The sequence below is a fragment of the Candidatus Thiodiazotropha sp. AKAK2 genome, from assembly GCF_058244685.1.
Genome location: NZ_JBSYOP010000024.1, coordinates 61,263 through 78,031, shown reverse-complemented (window position 1 = coordinate 78,031; position 16,769 = coordinate 61,263). Strand labels below are relative to the sequence as shown.

The following is a 16,769-nucleotide window of genomic DNA, read 5'->3' as shown; positions in this document are numbered from 1 at the left end:
CTGCGGTTTAAAATAAAAAAACTTGATTTCTTCAACGCGGGACGGTTCACTGTGCCGCATTTTTCAGTTGAAACCAACACGAAATACCCTAATGAACCTGGTAATTGTTGAGTCGCCAGCAAAGGCGAAAACCATCAAAAAATACCTCGGAGGTAACTTTGAGGTACTGGCCTCCTATGGCCACGTTCGTGACCTGATACCCAAAGAGGGCGCAGTTGATCCTGATAAGGATTTTGCCATGAAGTACCAGGTCATCGAACGAAACGACCGTCATGTGCAGGCAATTACCAAGGCACTGAAAAAATCTGAAGCGCTCTATCTGGCCACCGATCCGGATCGCGAGGGTGAAGCCATCTCCTGGCATCTGTCGGAGCTGCTCAGAGAGCGCGGCAAACTGAAAAACAAACCGGTCTATCGGGTGGTATTCAACGAAATCACCAAGAAAGCGGTGAACGATGCGATCGCCAACCCCCGGGACCTCTCTCACGATCTGGTGGATGCCCAACAGGCCAGGCGCGCCCTCGACTATCTGGTTGGTTTCAACCTCTCCCCCCTGCTGTGGAAGAAAGTAAGACGGGGTCTCTCGGCGGGCCGGGTACAGAGTCCGGCACTGCGCATGATCGTCGAGCGGGAACTGGAGATCGAGGCGTTCAAGGCCGAGGAGTTCTGGACCATTGAAGCGGACACCGAGAAGCAGAAACAGGCCTTCTCTGCCCGTCTGACCCACTTCCAGGGTGAAAAACTGGAGAAGTTCAGCATCACTGACGAAGCCGCCGCCAAGGCGACAGAAGAGGCGCTGCTGAAAGCGGGCGAACAGGGGCTGCTGGTCGTCAAGGTTGAGAAGAAGCAGCGCAAGCGTAATCCCGCGCCTCCCTTCACCACCTCGACCCTGCAGCAGGAAGCCGCGCGTAAACTCGGTTTCACCACACAGCGCACCATGCGCACCGCCCAGCAACTCTATGAAGGCGTGGATGTTGGCCAGGGCACGGTCGGTCTGATCACCTACATGAGAACCGATTCGGTGAACCTGGCGGACGAGGCGACCGCAGAGATCCGCGAACTGATCACGCAACGCTATGGTGCAGACCAGCTGCCTCCCCAGGTACGCCAGTTTAAAACCAAAGCGAAGAATGCCCAGGAGGCCCATGAGGCGATTCGACCGACTTCTGTGAGCCGGGTACCGGATGAGATTAAGAACCATCTGACCAAGGATCAGGCGAAGCTCTATGAGTTGATCTGGAAGCGCTCGGTGGCCTGCCAGATGATTCATGCCACCATCCACACCGTGGCCGTCGATCTACAGTGCGGCAGCGGCAACCTGTTCCGCGCCAACGGTTCGGTGATCGCCAAACCGGGCTTTATCGCGGTCTACCAGGAGGGACTGGATGACGGCGCCAAGAGCGACAGCGACGAGAAACTGCTGCCCGCCCTGGAAGAGGGAGAGAGCCTGCCGCTGAAGGCGACCCGGCCGGAACAGCACTTTACCGAACCACCACCGCGCTACAGTGAGGCCAGCCTGGTAAAGGCACTGGAGGAGTACGGTATCGGCCGTCCCTCCACCTACGCCTCGATCATCTCCACCCTACAGGACCGGGAGTACGTGGTACTGGAGAAGAAGCGCTTCCAGCCCACCGATGTGGGGCGGGTGGTAAACAAATTTCTCACCGAATACTTCACCCGCTACGTGGACTACGGCTTCACCGCCAATCTGGAGGACGAACTCGACGCGGTCTCCCGTGGGGAAGAGGAGTGGGTTCCCCTGCTGAGCAAGTTCTGGGGACCGTTCAAGGACCGGATCGACCACACCCAGGAGAACGTCAAACGCAGCGACGTCACCCATGAGGCGCTCGACGAGGCCTGCCCGAAATGCGGTGAGCAGCTCTCGATCCGGCTCGGTCGGCACGGTCGCTTTATCGGCTGTAACAACTACCCGACCTGCGACTACACCCGGGACTTGAATGCGGACAGCAGCGAAAAAGAGGAGCCGGAAGTGGTTGAGGGGCGCAAATGCCCTGAATGCGACTCGGATCTGGTGATCAAGCGGGGCCGCTACGGTAAATTCATCGGCTGCTCCAGCTACCCCAAGTGCCGCTTCATCGAGCCACTGGAGAAACCGGAAGATACCGGCGTAACCTGTCCGAAGTGCAACAAGGGCAATCTGCTGAAGCGTAAATCCCGTCGCGGTAAGATCTTCTACTCCTGCTCGACCTATCCCGATTGCGACTATGCGATCTGGAATGAACCGATTGCGGAACCCTGCCCCAATTGCGGCTGGCCGGTGCTGACCATCAAAACCACCAAGCGTAAAGGCAGTGAGAAAGTCTGTCCGCAGAAAGAGTGCTCTTTCTCTGAACCCAACGAAGGCTGATTACCGCCAACCCGGCCTGTTGGGCCGGGTCGATACCGGGGCTTCCCGTACTCGCCTATAAAAACGACTGGTGTATCTGGTAGATGATCGCCACCGCGTCATCCATATGCTCGAAAGTGTGGCTGCCCCCCTCGAAGCAGTGCATGGCCACCCTGTCACCATATACCTCCTGGGCAATCCGGTAGTCGATCAGCTCATCCCCCTTGTCGACAAGCACTGTGGTCGGTATCGCCAGTGCTTCGGGTGGCGTGTGATAGCGACGGGTATCGGAAACCATTTTCGAAGAGAGAAAATAGCCCAGATCCAGAGCTTCATTAAGTTGCCAGCCTACCACCTGTTGCAGCAGCTGCCAGGGTTGCAGCGCCGGATTGATCATCAACAGATGGTGAAAACCGAGACGCTGTGCCAGCCAGGCCCCATAGAAGCCGCCCATCGAGCTGCCGACAAGCAATCGTGGCTCATCGGGCAGGTCCCGCTCGCTCAACACCCGGTTCAGCTCATCGGTCAGCCGGGCAACGGCCAGATCGGCACTATGGGCCGGGTAGGTGGGGCTGATCACATCGATCCCGGGCAACGCCTGACGCAGCAATGCCGCCTTGCCGGAACTGCCGGCACTGTTCAAACCATGAAGATAGACAATCATTCAGAGACTCCGAAAACCCTCGCCACACACCACACAACGAGCACTGTGCAAACGCTTCAACAGCGCACCATCATAAGCCCGGTTTGCTTTTATACAACTCATACAAGAGTTTGATTCACTTGACCAAACCAGCACATCACTGTAGCTTGCTCAGCCTGCTGAAGGTGCCTGCCCGAGAGGGCGGCTCAACCTTGGGGGGTGAACTCCGCCCAAGGGGAAACGGGAAGCAGGTGTAAGACCTGCGCTGCCCCCGCAACGGTAAGTAGAGTGTGACATCGCAACAGCCACTGTGCAGAGCGCATGGGAAGGCGCCGATGTCCGGTGAAACCACCAATCTGCAAGCCCGGATACCGGCCTAAGCACGAGCCGGTGTTGCGGAGGGCGACCGAGGAGATCAGCGCGGATTCCTGCCAACTGTTTCTCTGCAGACACCACACCCCATATCAAGTAGTCGACGCGGGTGTGCGTCTACGGGAGAAACCATGAATCAGCAGTCACATTCCTGGTGGGTGGCACCATTGCTCCTCACCTCACTCTACAGCCCGTCAAGCCAAGCGGAAACGGAGCTGCCCCCCTTGATGGTCAGTGCAACCCGCAGCGAACAGGTAAATCCACTGATCCCGGCCAGCATCCGGGTGATTGACCGTCAACAGATCGAACGCAGCGCAGCCAGTAACCTGCTGCAGCTGCTCAATGGCCAAAGTGGTATCCAGATCTCCAGCCTGGTGGGCGATGGCAGCCAGGCGGTTGTGGATATGCGCGGTTTCGGGCCCACCGCCGGGGCCAATACCCTGATCCTGGTCGATGGACGAAGATTGAATAACTCGGGCGACCGGGCCAACCCCGACCTGAACAGCATCGACCTGAAGCGTGTCGAACGCATCGAGATTGTACAAGGCAGTGCGGGTACACTCTTCGGCAACCAGGCGGTAGGCGGCATGATCAACATCATTACCCGGGTGCCGGAAAAACTCTCCGGCCAGGTGAGCGCAGGTATCGGCAGCGATCACCATACCAACCTCCATGCGGGGATCGGCGATCGGCAGGATAACGGCCTCTCCTATAATCTTTCAGCTCAGCAGAAGAAGAGTGACAACTACCGGGAGCAGAATGAGATCGAACGTACCGACCTCAACCTGCGGGCCGACTACCGGCATCGACTTGGCGAGCTGTTTTTCGAACAGCAGTGGATCGAGGATGAGCAGGAGAATCCCGGCTCCCTGTTTGCCGAGGAACTCGCTGCCGACCGGCGCCAGTCTGCTGGGGTCTACGCCGGGGACTACACGAACACTGAATCGCAAGTCAGTCGACTCGGTGTGACACAGGATCTGAACGCCCACTGGTCACTGGAGGGTGAACTGACCTACCGAAAGAACGAGCGGGAGTTCCAAAGCAGTTTTCGCACCTTTCCCGGTTCATCAGACACTCAGGATCGCACGGTGAAAAGCTTCAACCCCCGTTTGATCGGTAACCTCTCCCTGCCAACCGGTGACGCCCTGGTCACCGCCGGCGCCGACCTGGAGCGGACCGACTACGCGCTGCGCACCAGCTTTGGTCCACAGATCCTCGATCAATCGATCGACGCTGTCTATCTGCAGCTGCTTGCGCCGCTCAATGAAGCGACCACCTTCACCCTGGGCTATCGCCATGCCCGGATAGACAATCAGATCGAGACCGGTAGCAGCAGCGACCGACTCGATGACCAGGTCGATGCTGCCTCCGCCGGCCTTAACTACACCCCAAGCAAGCAGTTGCGACTGTTCCTCAGAGCGGATGAGAACTATCGCTTTGCCACCGTCGATGAACATACCAACGTGGTCTTCGGGCAGCCAGTGGGCATCGACAACCAGACCGGACGCTCCTATGAGAGCGGTATCGAATGGCAACAGGCCCAACTGACAAGCCGGCTGCTGGTCTATCGCCTCGACCTGGAACAGGAGATCAGCTACGACGCCTCAGGCTTCGTCAACACCAATCTGGAGGAGACCCGCCGCAGGGGCGCCAGTCTGCAAGCACAATGGCAGGTCAATGAACAGCTCAGCCTGGACGGCAGCCTGACCTACACCGACCCGGAAATCACCGATGGCCCCTTCAAAGGTAATCGGATACCGATGGTTGCCAGCCGCAGTGCAAAACTGGCCGGCCACTGGCAGTTCACCAGTGCATGGAATCTCTTTCTGGAAGGTGTCTTCAACAGTGAACGGGTGGTCAGCGGTGATTTCAACAACACGCTGGAGACCCTGCCTGGTTATGGCGTGCTGAATACAGGGGCCCATTTCCGCACCGGTCCCTGGCATGCTAGCCTGCGTATCGATAACCTGCTGGATAAACAGTATTCCAACTCAGCAGCTGCAGGCTTTGACAGCACATTCACCCAGAGAGTGGGCTACTTTCCAGCTCCGGAGCGCAACTTTTGGCTAACCGTGAACTATCTGATCGAGTAAACCATGGGGATTAAGAGACTCACCACGCTACTGCTGGGGCTGTTCAGCCTGGCTACGGCTGCAGCGCCGCCCCAGCGGGTAGTCTCTCTGAACCTCTGCAGCGATCAACTGCTGTTGATGCTGGCCTCACCTGACCAGGTGGCTTCAGTGAGTCATCTGGCGATCGAGCCAAGCAGCTCATTTGTTGCTCATCAGGCGGCGGCATACCCGCTCAACCACGCCCGTCTGGAGGAGATCATCCAGCTCCAGCCAGACCTGGTGATCACCGTTCCCTACACCAACCCAAGACTGGTCTCCAGCTTGCATCAGCTCGGTTTCAAGACCTACCAGCTGGCATTGGGCAGTCAGCTGTCAGAGATCAGATCCGAGATCACCGAGCTGGCCAGCCGGCTGGGACAGCAGCACAGAGGAGCGGCGATCATCGCTAACATGCAGCAACAGATCGGGGTTGAGGATGAACAGATCTCGACGGATCGACCCAGCGCCCTCTTCTATCAACCCAGGGGATACACCTCCGCTGCCGGCACACTACAGGATGAAGCAATGCGACTCTCAGGCTGGCGCAATCCCGCTACCGAGGCAGGGTTCAGCGGCTATGTTGCTGCTCCACTGGAGCAGGTAATCGAATGGCAACCGGAGCTGTTGATCACTTCAACCTACGGGGAGCCCGATGTGTCCCGAGCCGAACAGATGCTCCACCACCCGGCGTTGAAAAGCGTCATGCAAAACCGCCCCAGCCTGGAGATCCCCTACAAGTACTGGATCTGTCCCGGCCCCATGCTGGCGGAAGCTGTCACTCTATTGCGCAGCGCACACGAAAAGGCACCTTGATGGTCAGCCTCCCGCAACAGCGCTTGATCTTGATACTCTGCCTGTTGCTGGCCTGCGCAGCGCTGCTGTCGCTACTCACCGGCAGCACAAGTCTGCCCCTCTACGCAGCACTGCAACAGAGCTTCTCGGATACTCAAGGTGTCTATGGAATTATCCTCACCGAGCTTCGCATACCCAGAACCCTGGTGGCCATGCTCGCCGGGGCCTCACTGGGACTCAGCGGCGCGGTAATGCAGTCCCTGCTGCGCAACCCCCTCGCCAGCCCGGGCCTGGTGGGCAGTGCCAGCGGCGCGGCGCTGGGGGCGGTCACCGCCCTCTATTTCGGGCTCAGCGCGAGTTTCAGCCTGGCCCTACCCTTGGGTGGCATTGGTGGCGCACTGCTCGCCACCCTGACCGCCTACCTGCTGGCCGGTCGCGAGGCCGGCCCCTTGACCCTGATACTTGCCGGGGTGGCGGTGAACGCCTTTGCCCTGGCGCTGGTCTCGCTGCTGCTCAACCTGGCGCCCAGTCCCTATGCGGTGCAGGAGATCGCCCTCTGGATGCTGGGTTCACTGGCCAACATCAGCCGCAATGAGCTCTGGGTGATGTTACCGGGCACCCTGATCGGCTGGTTGCTGGTGTGGCGGCGGGGCCATGATCTGGATCTGCTCACTCTGGGAGAGGAGACCGCCGGCTCCATGGGGGTCGAGCTGGAAAAACTGCGCTGGCGGTTGTTCATTGCTATCGGTTTGATCGTCGGTTCGGCGATTTCGGTAACCGGTTCGATCGGCTTCATCGGTCTGATGATCCCGCATATCCTGAGGCCGTTGGTCGGCCACCAACCCAGCCGACTGCTGATGCCCAGCGCCCTGGGCGGCGCCCTACTGCTGCTGCTGGCGGACATTGGAGTTCGCACCATACCACTGGATACGGAGATCAAAGTGGGTGTCATCACCTCCCTGCTCGGAGCACCCTTTTTCCTCTGGCTGATCCTCAAGCAGCGCAGGAGTGGACGATGAGCCATCTGATCGGCAGAGGCCTCTGCTTCAATCGACAGGGTCAGTCGATACTCGGGCAGATCGATGTGCACATCGAAGCGGGTGAAATGCTCGGACTGATCGGCCCCAACGGTGCCGGTAAGAGCTCCCTGTTACGCCTGTTGGCCGGGGTCACCACCGCGGATGCAGGCAGACTGACCCTGGCAGGCAAACCGCTCAATCAACTCCCCCCCAAGCGCAGAGCACAACGGATCGCCTACCTGCCGCAATTGAGCGAGATCGCCTGGCCGATGAGCGTGGAGCACCTGGTCGCACTGGGACGCCTGCCCCATCTGGATGATTGGCAGAAAACCTCTCTGGAAGATAGAGCCATCATCGACAGGATCATCGAACAGACCGATCTGACAGCCTTCAGAAACCGCCCCTACAACACCCTCTCCGGCGGCGAGCAGGCGAGAGTCCAGCTGGCCAGGGCTCTGGTGACCGAGGCAGACATCCTGCTTGCCGATGAGCCGGTATCCGCCCTCGACCCGGCCCACCAGCTGGATGTCATGGCGCTGCTGCAGACCTATGTGCAGGCAGGCCACGGAGTGATCATCGTGCTACACGACCTGGCCTTGGCCGCCCACTACTGCAGCCGGTTGCAGTTACTGCACCAGGGCAGAACCCTGGCCGAGGGGCGGGCCGATGAAGTGCTCACGGACCACCATCTTGAAGCCGCCTACGGGATCGCCATCAACCCGGCAGAGCAGCAACCCCAACATGGCTTCGCGTTGCCCTGGCGACGTATCGAGTCAAAAGATGGAGACCGATAAGTCGCAGCAGACGAGGACTTGTTCGGTTTGACAAATACCCAGTCAGGCTCAATGCTTTCAGGACAAGCCAGTGTAATAAAGCCAAAGGACTGATCATGTTACAACTGCTGCATCTTCCCCTTTTCATCCCCACATTGATCGCTGTTTTGATACGGCCGTTGAGCTTTTTCCGCGACTATCATCAATTGGTGATCAGTCGCGAGACTTCCTTCTGGGACATCAATGCGGAACGCGACGATGATCCCTATCTCAGCCCGGTCAAATTTTCCGCCCTGGCGATTCTGCTCAGCAACCTGATCTTTCCACTGATACTGCAGCTTGGGGTCGAGGTCGGCGCGGTCAGTCCCCACTACGCTGCCTTTGCGGACTGGGCTGAAAAGGAGGGACACCTCGACCCATTCAGCCCAACCGGAATCGGGATAATCGATGACCTGATCCGTGAGGTCATTGTACTGGCCATGTTTTACGCCCTTGGGCATCTGATTGCGCTGCTCTCGGCAAACCGCATACCGGCCAGGTTTGCCGCCGGCTACTACTTCTACTGGAGCGCCTGGGGCTTACTCGGCGCACTGGTCTCTTTTGTGCTGATCCTCATCAGCCTGATCCTGCCACTTTATGAAACGGGAGTGCCGCTGATACTCGACAGTCTGATCAACATCGTCAGCCTGCTCATGTTCTTTCTCTTTCCCATTTTTTTCTGGCCCAGGTTCATCGAGATAAGCCGTATGCGCTGCGCCATGGCTGTGATCGGCGGTTTGCTCATCTGGATCGCTCTGATTGCCATTCTCGCCCCGATGATCGTCGACACGCCCGATTTCAGCATGAGGCATTGATCCACCAGCCAGTAAGGTTAAGCAGGATATTCCTTACAGCCTGTGGATCGCGTGTCACCAATGGTGACTTGACGACAGACAGGCTTGTTTAGAGAATCCTGAGGTTGCCAACGTCAAGGTAGCATAGCGGTACACAGGGATATGTGTACACCAATTACCACAGCGCAAAAGCCACGCTGCTGTTCAAAAACAAGGAGGTCTTATCCATGATGATCAAAGCCAGCTGTTACGCCCTGATCGCGATTTCAGTACTATCCATCACAACGCTTCAATCTCATGCCCGAAACTGCATCAAAGGCAAACCCTGCGGTAATGGCTGCATCGCCAAACAGAAAACCTGCCGGATCGATGGTCCGGCCAACTCAGCCCCCAGCGACAAACCCAACCGATCGGTGATCAGAAGAACGGTGTTAAGACTGCCGAAGGTGTATCAGATCGTCGCTGAAGACGCCTATGCCAGAGAGGCACCGGACTCTGCTGTCTCAACAGGCCACTATAAGCAGGGACAGAGGGTTTTTGTCTATACAACCTCAGACGGATGGGCGCGCATCTCCAATATGCAGCCCGAGGAGTGGCTGGAGCTGAACAAGCTGCAGCCAGTCTATGGCAATGCCAACTAGGGTCTGTTTTTACGCCCAGCGGCGTTATCATTCGCTCATGTAGAATAACGACACCATGCTCATTCCGCCTTGCTGGACACAAAAACAGACCCAGTAGGGCGTATTGGATCCGTGTTAACAGGCCCAACAAGACAACAAGTTTGTTATGTATCAACTGCTGTCGCTGTTCTTCAACAGCGCCTTAAAATCATCAGCCGACAGAGGTCGCGAATAAAAATAGCCTTGATAGTAGTCACAATCCTGATTTCTCAACAACATCAACTGGGTCGCCGTTTCCACACCCTCGGCAGTGACATCCATACTCAGGTTTTTCGCCATCGCGATAATGGTCGAAACAATCACCTGCTGTTCGCCTTCCTCACAGACCCGACTGATAAAACTGCGGTCAATCTTGAGCTTGTCGATAGGAAAACGCGTCAAATAGGAGAGCGATGAAAAACCCGTACCAAAATCGTCGACCGAGATCGTAGCGCCGAGGGATTTCAAACGCATTAACTTTGCAATCGTCTTATCCGCATCATGCATCAAAACCCGTTCGGTCAACTCAATTTCAAGTCGATCGCCTGTAAGCTCGTATCGATTGAGGTAACTGTTGATTTCATCTTCAAGATTGACACTTTGAAACTGGCGGGCCGACATATTGATCGCCACCTTGAAAGCTCCGCCAAGTGTGCCATTCCAATCAGCCAGGTTTTGACAAACCTGCTCAAGAATCACTTCGGTAATCTGCTCAATCAGACCTGAATCTTCAGCAATCGGGATAAAAACCCCCGGCATCACATATTCACTGCCACTGCGATGCCACCTGGCCAATGCTTCAGCACCAACGATCTTATCGTCACTGATACGCACAACCGGCTGATAGAACGCCTCAATCTCACCCTGCTTGATCGCCTGCCTCAGGTCACTCTCCACACGTAAGCGCTTTTTTGCCTTGGTTGTCAGTTGCGGGGTGTAGAACTGGTAGCTGTTGCGCCCTCTCTCCTTTGCCAGATACATTGCGGCATCGGCATTTTTAATCAGATCGGTAACCGTTTTGCCATTATCTGGATAGATTGAAATACCGATGCTGCCCCCCACCGACAGCTCATGATTATCAAGTTTAACCGGCTTGGTCACCTCCTGAATGACGATCTCCGCAAGTTCAGCCACATCGGTTTCATTGGACATATTCTCGATCAGAATAACGAACTCATCGCCACCAATGCGAGCTATGGTATCTTCCGAACGCAAGCGTTGACTGATTTGCTCTGCCAACACCTTCAACAGCCTGTCACCTGTGGGATGACCCAGACTGTCATTCACATTTTTAAAGTTATCCAGATCCAGAAACAGTACAGCCAACTGATATCCATTCCGTTTCGCCCGCTGAATGGCATGTTCAATACGGGAAAACAGCAGGATCCTGTTGGGCAGACCGGTCAACGGATCATAGTGCGCCATTCTTTCAAGCTGGCTCTCGGATTGCTTCAACAGAGATATATCACTGAATACCGCTACATAGTGACTGACCAGCCCACCGTCATCCAACACCGCACTGATATTGAGCCACTCGGGATAGATCTCCCCGCTCTTGCGTCGATTCCAGATCTCACCCTGCCACTTACCGGCCGACGTCAACTCCCGCCACATCGATTCATAAAACACTTCATCATGTCGCCCGGATTTCAGTACACTCGGGTTTTTTCCCAATACTTCCGATTCCTGATAACCGGTAATCTCAGTAAAGGCCCGATTGACTGCAACGATCTTCGGCGATGGGTCTGTGATGGTCACAGCCTCCTGGGTACTTTCGTAAACCGCAGCAGCCTGTTTTAACTTTTCATCGGTACGCTTTTTCTCAATCAGTTGCCAAAGATCGGCAACCAGATACTTTATCTGCTGCACATCCTGTGTTGTGTACTCCTCGAGTTTGTTGCCAACACCGATAACCAGTTTGACCTGCCCTTTGTCAATAACCGGTAACGACATATGACGTTTCAATGGGATATGCCCTTCCGGCAATCCCTTTTTGTCAGCAAGATTCGGATAGTCGTTATGGATCTGGGGTGTTTTCGTCCGCACACAGTCTGCCCAGACGCCTGCCAGAGTGAGTGGATAGTGGGAATCGAATGCGGCACTGCAGTGCTTCAACGTCTGCTTCGACCAGGTAACCAACTCGATCGATTCCTGATCATTGTTGACAAAATGGAGATAACCAACCTCACTCGTGGTTAATCTCACCGCATGCTCCAGGGCTATCTGTATGATCTCCGTTTCGGTTGACCTGTGGGCTCCCTGATTCAGACTCAACATCGCGGCAAGCCTGCTTTCATTGATTACCCGCAACTCCTGTTCCTGCTTCAACTGATTGATATCAATATGCACACCCAGGATACGGATCACTTCGCCCTGCTCATTGAAGATCGCACTGCCTCTGGCCAACAACCAGATATAATTGCCATTTTTGTGGCGTAAACGGAACTCTTCCTGCCAGATGGGCTCGGGGTGTTTCAAGTAGGATTCGAGATGCGCCATAACCCGCGCCGAGTCTGCTGGATGCAGACGTTTGGACCAGGTCTCGAACTCATTCGGCAACTCATCATCCTGATAACCCAGCTGTGCCTTCCACCTGGGTGACAGGTAGAGCTGATTTGCCTGTAGATCCCACTCCCAGATGCCATCCAGACTGGATTCAGTCAAATGCCGGTAGCGACCCTCGCTGTTCTGAAGTGCCTGCTCTGTTTTTAGGCGTTCGGTTACATCTTCATAGACGGCAACCACATAACCATTGGATGTACGATAGACCCGATTAACCCGCCAACCATGGATTCGCTCATCACGATATTCGGTGGCAGGCAACGCCTCAGTTTTGCCTGTTTTCCAGACCCGGCGCATCACATCCAGTAGCCCGAACTCTTCGACTCCGGGAAACACTTTGGTCACCAAATGTCCGACCAGATCACTACGGCATACCGAGTCCATCATCTCAACATGAGGATTGATATCGACAAACAGGAAATCGCGGCCATCATCAACCGGCTGATAGACAGCAACCCCCATCTCAAGCAGGTCAAGTAATTCCCCACTCCAAGTGGCATCAATGCTGTTTTTTATAGACATTATTCAAAAATAGATAGCAACAAAAAGCCAACCTTCAGCTACACCTATGAGTCTAGGATAAAATACTGGAATAATTGTTAAAAAGTCTCAATTACTCACTATGCTACTCATCTTTTACCTGATCAGCCTGAGTGCCATTTTGGCTGTGAACATTTACAATTGACTCGATAAACGATCTACTGCTGGACCCTGTGCCAAATCAGGTAACGACCATCAAAATCATGGAAGAACCAACGAAATACCCAAGACTGCTTCGCAGAGTACAGGCTCTGTTGATCGACTCTCTGATCTTTTTTCTCATCATCTTCAGTTGGTGGATGGCTTTCCCCCTTCTCGAAGAGCAGCCAACCTGGATAAGACTCATCTACCCGGCCTGTGCCTGGCTGATCATCGATCCTGTATTGGTCTCCTTCACCGGCGGTACGCCTGGACACCATCTGCGGCATATCATGGTTCTGAAGCATAGCGGGAATGCAAAGCTTGGAATCCTGCAATCGTTGATACGATCACTGCTCAAGGCGGTCACCGGTTGGTGGTCATTTATTTTTGTGCTGATGACAAAACGTCATCAGGCGCTCCATGATCTGCTCGCCGGATCTGTGGTTGTAATAAAACAACCGGAAAGATTACCTGGATTCGAACAGCTGGAGGCCCGTTTCCAGGATAGCGACAACTATCACTATCCTTCACCAGCCCACAAGCTCTCGATCATTCTGCTCTATCTGACCATTGAGACGCTGGCATACATTGCCGTTCAGGCGTTTCTCCTCTCGGACAGCTGCCTGATCAGCCAAAGCTGCAGCCCGGCTGACAGCCTCATCAGCCTGCTCCTGAGCCTCCTCTGGCTGATCGGAGTGACCGCCAGCCAGGTGCTCGGCTGGCGAGGGTACCTGCCAGGGGCACGCAGGCGCCCGAAAGATTAACCCTCGCCCCGGATGAATGAAACCCGGTTGCGCATTGCGGCGTAGTAGACCACCGGTATGACGACCAACGTCAACACGGTCGAGACAAACAGACCAAAAATCAACGACACTGCCAAACCACTGAAGATCGGATCATCCAGAATGAAGAATCCACCAGCCATCGCGGCTACCGCAGTCAACCCAATGGGTTTGGCGCGTACTGCAGCTGAGTTGATCACCGCTTGCTCAAGCGCCATACCCTCCCGCACCTGTTGATTGACGAAATCCACCAACAGGATGGAGTTTCGAACGATGATGCCCGCCAGCGCAATCATGCCGATCATCGAGGTTGCGGTGAACTGAGCGCCCAGCAGGGCATGCCCCGGCATGATGCCGATGACCGTCAAGGGAATCGGCGCCATGATCACCAGCGGAACCAAATAGGAACGGAACTGGGCCACCACCAGCAGATAGATCATCAACAGACCCACAGAATAGGCGATACCCATGTCGCGAAATGTCTCATAGGTGATCTGCCACTCCCCATCCCATTTCAGGCTGTAGGCATAGGGATTCTCAGGTTGCTGCAGAAACCACTGCTCGATCTTGCCCTGTTTCAACTGGCCGGATATATCGAACAGGCCATACAGGGGGCTGTCCGTCTCGCCTGCCATATCCCCGGTGACATAGACCACCGGCAGCAGATCCTTATGTTGAATCGAGTACTCTCTCACCCGAGGGATAACCTGCACAATTTCCGATAGCGGCACCATCTCACCGGTCTGGGAGCGGACCCTGAGAGCCAGCACCTGATCGAGATCCGCCTTATCCGCCTCGGCGTATTCGATGCGGATCGGCACCGCATATTTCAGGTTCTCCCCATGCAGATAGCTGGCATCCTCACCGCTCAACACAGTGGAGAGCGCCTCGGCCACAGTACTCTGAGCCACCCCAAGGCGGGAGGCCTTGGCCCGATCGACCCGCACCACAAATTTCGCCGAAGGGTACTCCACGCTGTCATCCACATCGATGATGTCCGGTGTGTTTTCGAAGACCTGACGAATCTCCCAGGCCGCTTCGGTCTGACCTTCATAGTCAAGGCCATAGACTTCAGCCACCAGTGGCGACATCACCGGTGGGCCCGGCGGCACTTCCACGACCTTCACATTGCCGTTGTACTCCCTGGCGATGGCCTGCAAAGGTCCTCTGACGGCCAGTGCGATCTCATGACTCTTGCGATCCCGGTGCTGCTTATCCACCAGATTGACCTGGATGTCACCAAGATGAGCCCCTTCCCGCAGATAGTATTGACGCACCAGGCCATTGAAGCCGATTGGAGCAGCGGTGCCGGAGTAGACCTGGTAATCAGTCACCTCGGCAACACGGCCCAGATAGTCTCCCAGCTCATCCAACACCCGGGTCGTCTGCTCAAGGCTGGTTCCCTCCGGCATATCGAGCACCACCTGGAACTCGGATTTGTTATCGAAGGGCAACATCTTCAACACCACGGACTTGGTCGCCACCAGAGAGAGTGACAGAGCAATCAGCAGCAGGATCGATCCCAACAGAATCCAGCGCATGCGGTTACCCCGGCTGCCCACAAGAAAAGGCGTCATGATCGAGCTGAAAAACCTACTCAGACCGGTCGATGACTCTGCCTCGACATGCCCGGCAAACTGCTCGACCCGGCTCGCCAGCACCCGGTTGGTCAACCAGGGGGTAAAGACAAACGCCACCACCAGTGAGATCAACATTCCAGTACTGGCATTAATCGGAATCGGGCTCATGTAAGGACCCATCAGACCGGTGACAAACGCCATCGGCAACAGCGCTGCGATGACGGTGAAAGTCGCCAGGATGGTCGGCCCGCCAACCTCATCCACCGCCTTTGGAATCGCCTCCAGCAGATTTTTTGCCCCCAGATGGAGATGGCGGTGAATGTTCTCCATCACCACGATGGCGTCATCCACCAGAATACCGATAGAGAAGATCAGTGCAAACAGGGAGACCCGGTTGAGGGTAAAGCCCCAGGCCCAGGAGGCGAACAGGGTGATTGCCAGGGTCACCACCACAGCAGCACCGACGATAAAGGCTTCCCGCCACCCGATGGTCAACAGTACCAGCAGCACCACCGACAGGGTGGCAAAGGCCAGCTTGGTGATCAACTTGTTGGCCTTGGCCTCGGCTGTTTCACCATAGTTGCGTGTGATCGTCACCTGCACGCCTTCCGGTATGAATACCCCCTGCAGTTGATCGAACCGCTTGATCACAGACTTGGCGATATCCACCGCATTGGTTCCGGGCTTTTTGGCAACTGCAATGGTCACCGCCGGGTACTTACCCCCATCGGGCAGCCCTTTGATATCCCCCTGAGGTCCGACTCCCATCCAGACATACTGGCTGGGCAGATCGGGTTTATGGATTACCTGGGCCACATCCTGCAGGTAGATCGCCTTGCCGTCACGCACCCCCACCACCAGGCTGCCGATCTCATCGGCCGAGGTGAGAAAAGTCCCTGCCTGAACCAGCAACTCTCGGTTGTCCGCGGTGACGCTGATGTTGTCCCGGATGTGATTGCCTGATTGCAGGGCCAGGCGCAGATCGGCCAGATCGATACCATGCCCCGCCAGAGACTGGGGATCCAACACCACATGCACCACCCGGTCCGGTGTGCCGATGGTGTAGATGTCCCGGGTACCGGGAACCCGCTTCAATTCCGATTCGATGGCGTGTGCCACCTGACTCAGTTCATAGGCGCCCACATCCGGATCTTCAGACCACAGGGTTGCGGTGACGATCGGCACATCGTCGATACCTTTCGGTTTGATAATCGGCTGTCCAACCCCAAGCCCCTGGGGCAACCAGTCCTGGTTGGCGTAGACCTTACTGAACAGGCGGACAATCGCATCCTCCCGATCCTCTCCCACCAGATACTGCACGGTCAGTACCGCCATACCTGGCCTGGAGGTGGAGTAGACATGCTTGATACCGTCGATTTCGGACAATACCTGTTCCGCCGGTGTGGCAACCAGATGCTCGATCTCAGTGGCGGTGGCGCCGGGAAAGGGGATGAAGATATTGGCAAAGGTGACATTGATCTGCGGCTCCTCCTCACGGGGGGTGATCAACACCGCGAAGACGCCAAGCAACAGGCCGACCAGTGCCAGCAAGGGGGTGATTTCAGTGACCAGAAACTGCTTGGCCACTGCACCTGAGATACCCAGCCTACTCATT

The 16,769-nt window shown here is 56.0% G+C and carries 11 protein-coding genes and 1 riboswitch; of the genes, 8 read left to right on the top strand and 3 right to left on the bottom strand.

Going from position 1 to position 16,769, the window contains the following annotated elements:
• The first annotated feature begins 91 nt into the window (after positions 1-91).
• On the top strand, positions 92-2,368 hold the full coding sequence (gene topA / locus AC4IE8_RS11190; RefSeq protein WP_490791032.1) for a type I DNA topoisomerase: 2,277 nt from the start codon (positions 92-94) through the stop codon (positions 2,366-2,368).
• Between the two features lie 55 nt (positions 2,369-2,423).
• On the opposite strand, the gene AC4IE8_RS11185 is transcribed toward topA, so the two are convergent.
• Entirely contained in the window at positions 2,424-3,011 is a 588-nt protein-coding gene (locus AC4IE8_RS11185) for a YqiA/YcfP family alpha/beta fold hydrolase (protein ID WP_068988870.1), read from the bottom strand.
• 145 nt (positions 3,012-3,156) lie between these two features.
• A riboswitch (cobalamin riboswitch) is annotated at positions 3,157-3,383 on the top strand.
• Positions 3,384-3,493: 110 nt separating this feature from the next.
• On the opposite strand from AC4IE8_RS11185, the gene AC4IE8_RS11180 reads away from it, so the two are divergent.
• The 6 genes from AC4IE8_RS11180 to AC4IE8_RS11155 all read left to right on the top strand — a co-directional run bounded on the left by AC4IE8_RS11180 (position 3,494) and on the right by AC4IE8_RS11155 (position 9,531).
• A complete protein-coding gene (locus AC4IE8_RS11180; RefSeq protein ID WP_068988867.1) occupies positions 3,494-5,455 on the top strand; it encodes a TonB-dependent receptor in 1,962 nt (653 codons plus the stop codon).
• A 3-nt stretch (positions 5,456-5,458) separates the two neighbouring features.
• Positions 5,459-6,286, top strand: coding sequence for an ABC transporter substrate-binding protein (locus tag AC4IE8_RS11175; RefSeq protein WP_490791031.1), 828 nt, complete (start codon positions 5,459-5,461; stop codon positions 6,284-6,286).
• Complete coding sequence (locus tag AC4IE8_RS11170; RefSeq protein ID WP_068988860.1) at positions 6,286-7,284, top strand: FecCD family ABC transporter permease; 999 nt, start codon at positions 6,286-6,288, stop codon at positions 7,282-7,284. Before AC4IE8_RS11175 ends, AC4IE8_RS11170 begins: the two co-directional genes overlap by 1 nt.
• Positions 7,281-8,078: an ABC transporter ATP-binding protein gene (locus AC4IE8_RS11165; RefSeq protein WP_490791030.1), complete on the top strand. Its 798-nt coding sequence runs from the start codon at positions 7,281-7,283 to the stop codon at positions 8,076-8,078. Before AC4IE8_RS11170 ends, AC4IE8_RS11165 begins: the two co-directional genes overlap by 4 nt.
• A 95-nt stretch (positions 8,079-8,173) precedes the next feature.
• The gene (locus tag AC4IE8_RS11160; protein WP_490791029.1) at positions 8,174-8,911 is read left to right on the top strand and encodes a hypothetical protein; all 738 of its coding nucleotides are present in this window, start codon (positions 8,174-8,176) and stop codon (positions 8,909-8,911) included.
• Between the two features lie 206 nt (positions 8,912-9,117).
• Positions 9,118-9,531 (top strand): hypothetical protein, encoded by a 414-nt coding sequence (locus AC4IE8_RS11155; protein ID WP_490791028.1) that lies wholly within the window; start codon positions 9,118-9,120, stop codon positions 9,529-9,531.
• A gap of 150 nt (positions 9,532-9,681) precedes the next feature.
• On the opposite strand, the gene AC4IE8_RS11150 is transcribed toward AC4IE8_RS11155, so the two are convergent.
• A complete protein-coding gene (locus tag AC4IE8_RS11150; protein ID WP_490791027.1) occupies positions 9,682-12,633 on the bottom strand; it encodes a bifunctional diguanylate cyclase/phosphodiesterase in 2,952 nt (983 codons plus the stop codon).
• 221 nt (positions 12,634-12,854) lie between these two features.
• Between AC4IE8_RS11150 and AC4IE8_RS11145 the strand changes: the two genes are divergently transcribed.
• Positions 12,855-13,556 carry an RDD family protein gene (locus tag AC4IE8_RS11145; protein WP_490791026.1) on the top strand — a complete coding sequence of 234 codons (702 nt, stop codon included), beginning with the start codon at positions 12,855-12,857 and terminating at the stop codon, positions 13,554-13,556.
• Here AC4IE8_RS11145 and AC4IE8_RS11140 read toward each other — a convergent pair.
• Positions 13,553-16,768, bottom strand: coding sequence for an efflux RND transporter permease subunit (locus AC4IE8_RS11140; protein ID WP_490791025.1), 3,216 nt, complete (start codon positions 16,766-16,768; stop codon positions 13,553-13,555). The genes AC4IE8_RS11145 and AC4IE8_RS11140 overlap by 4 nt on opposite strands.
• Between the last annotated feature and the right edge of the window lies 1 nt (position 16,769).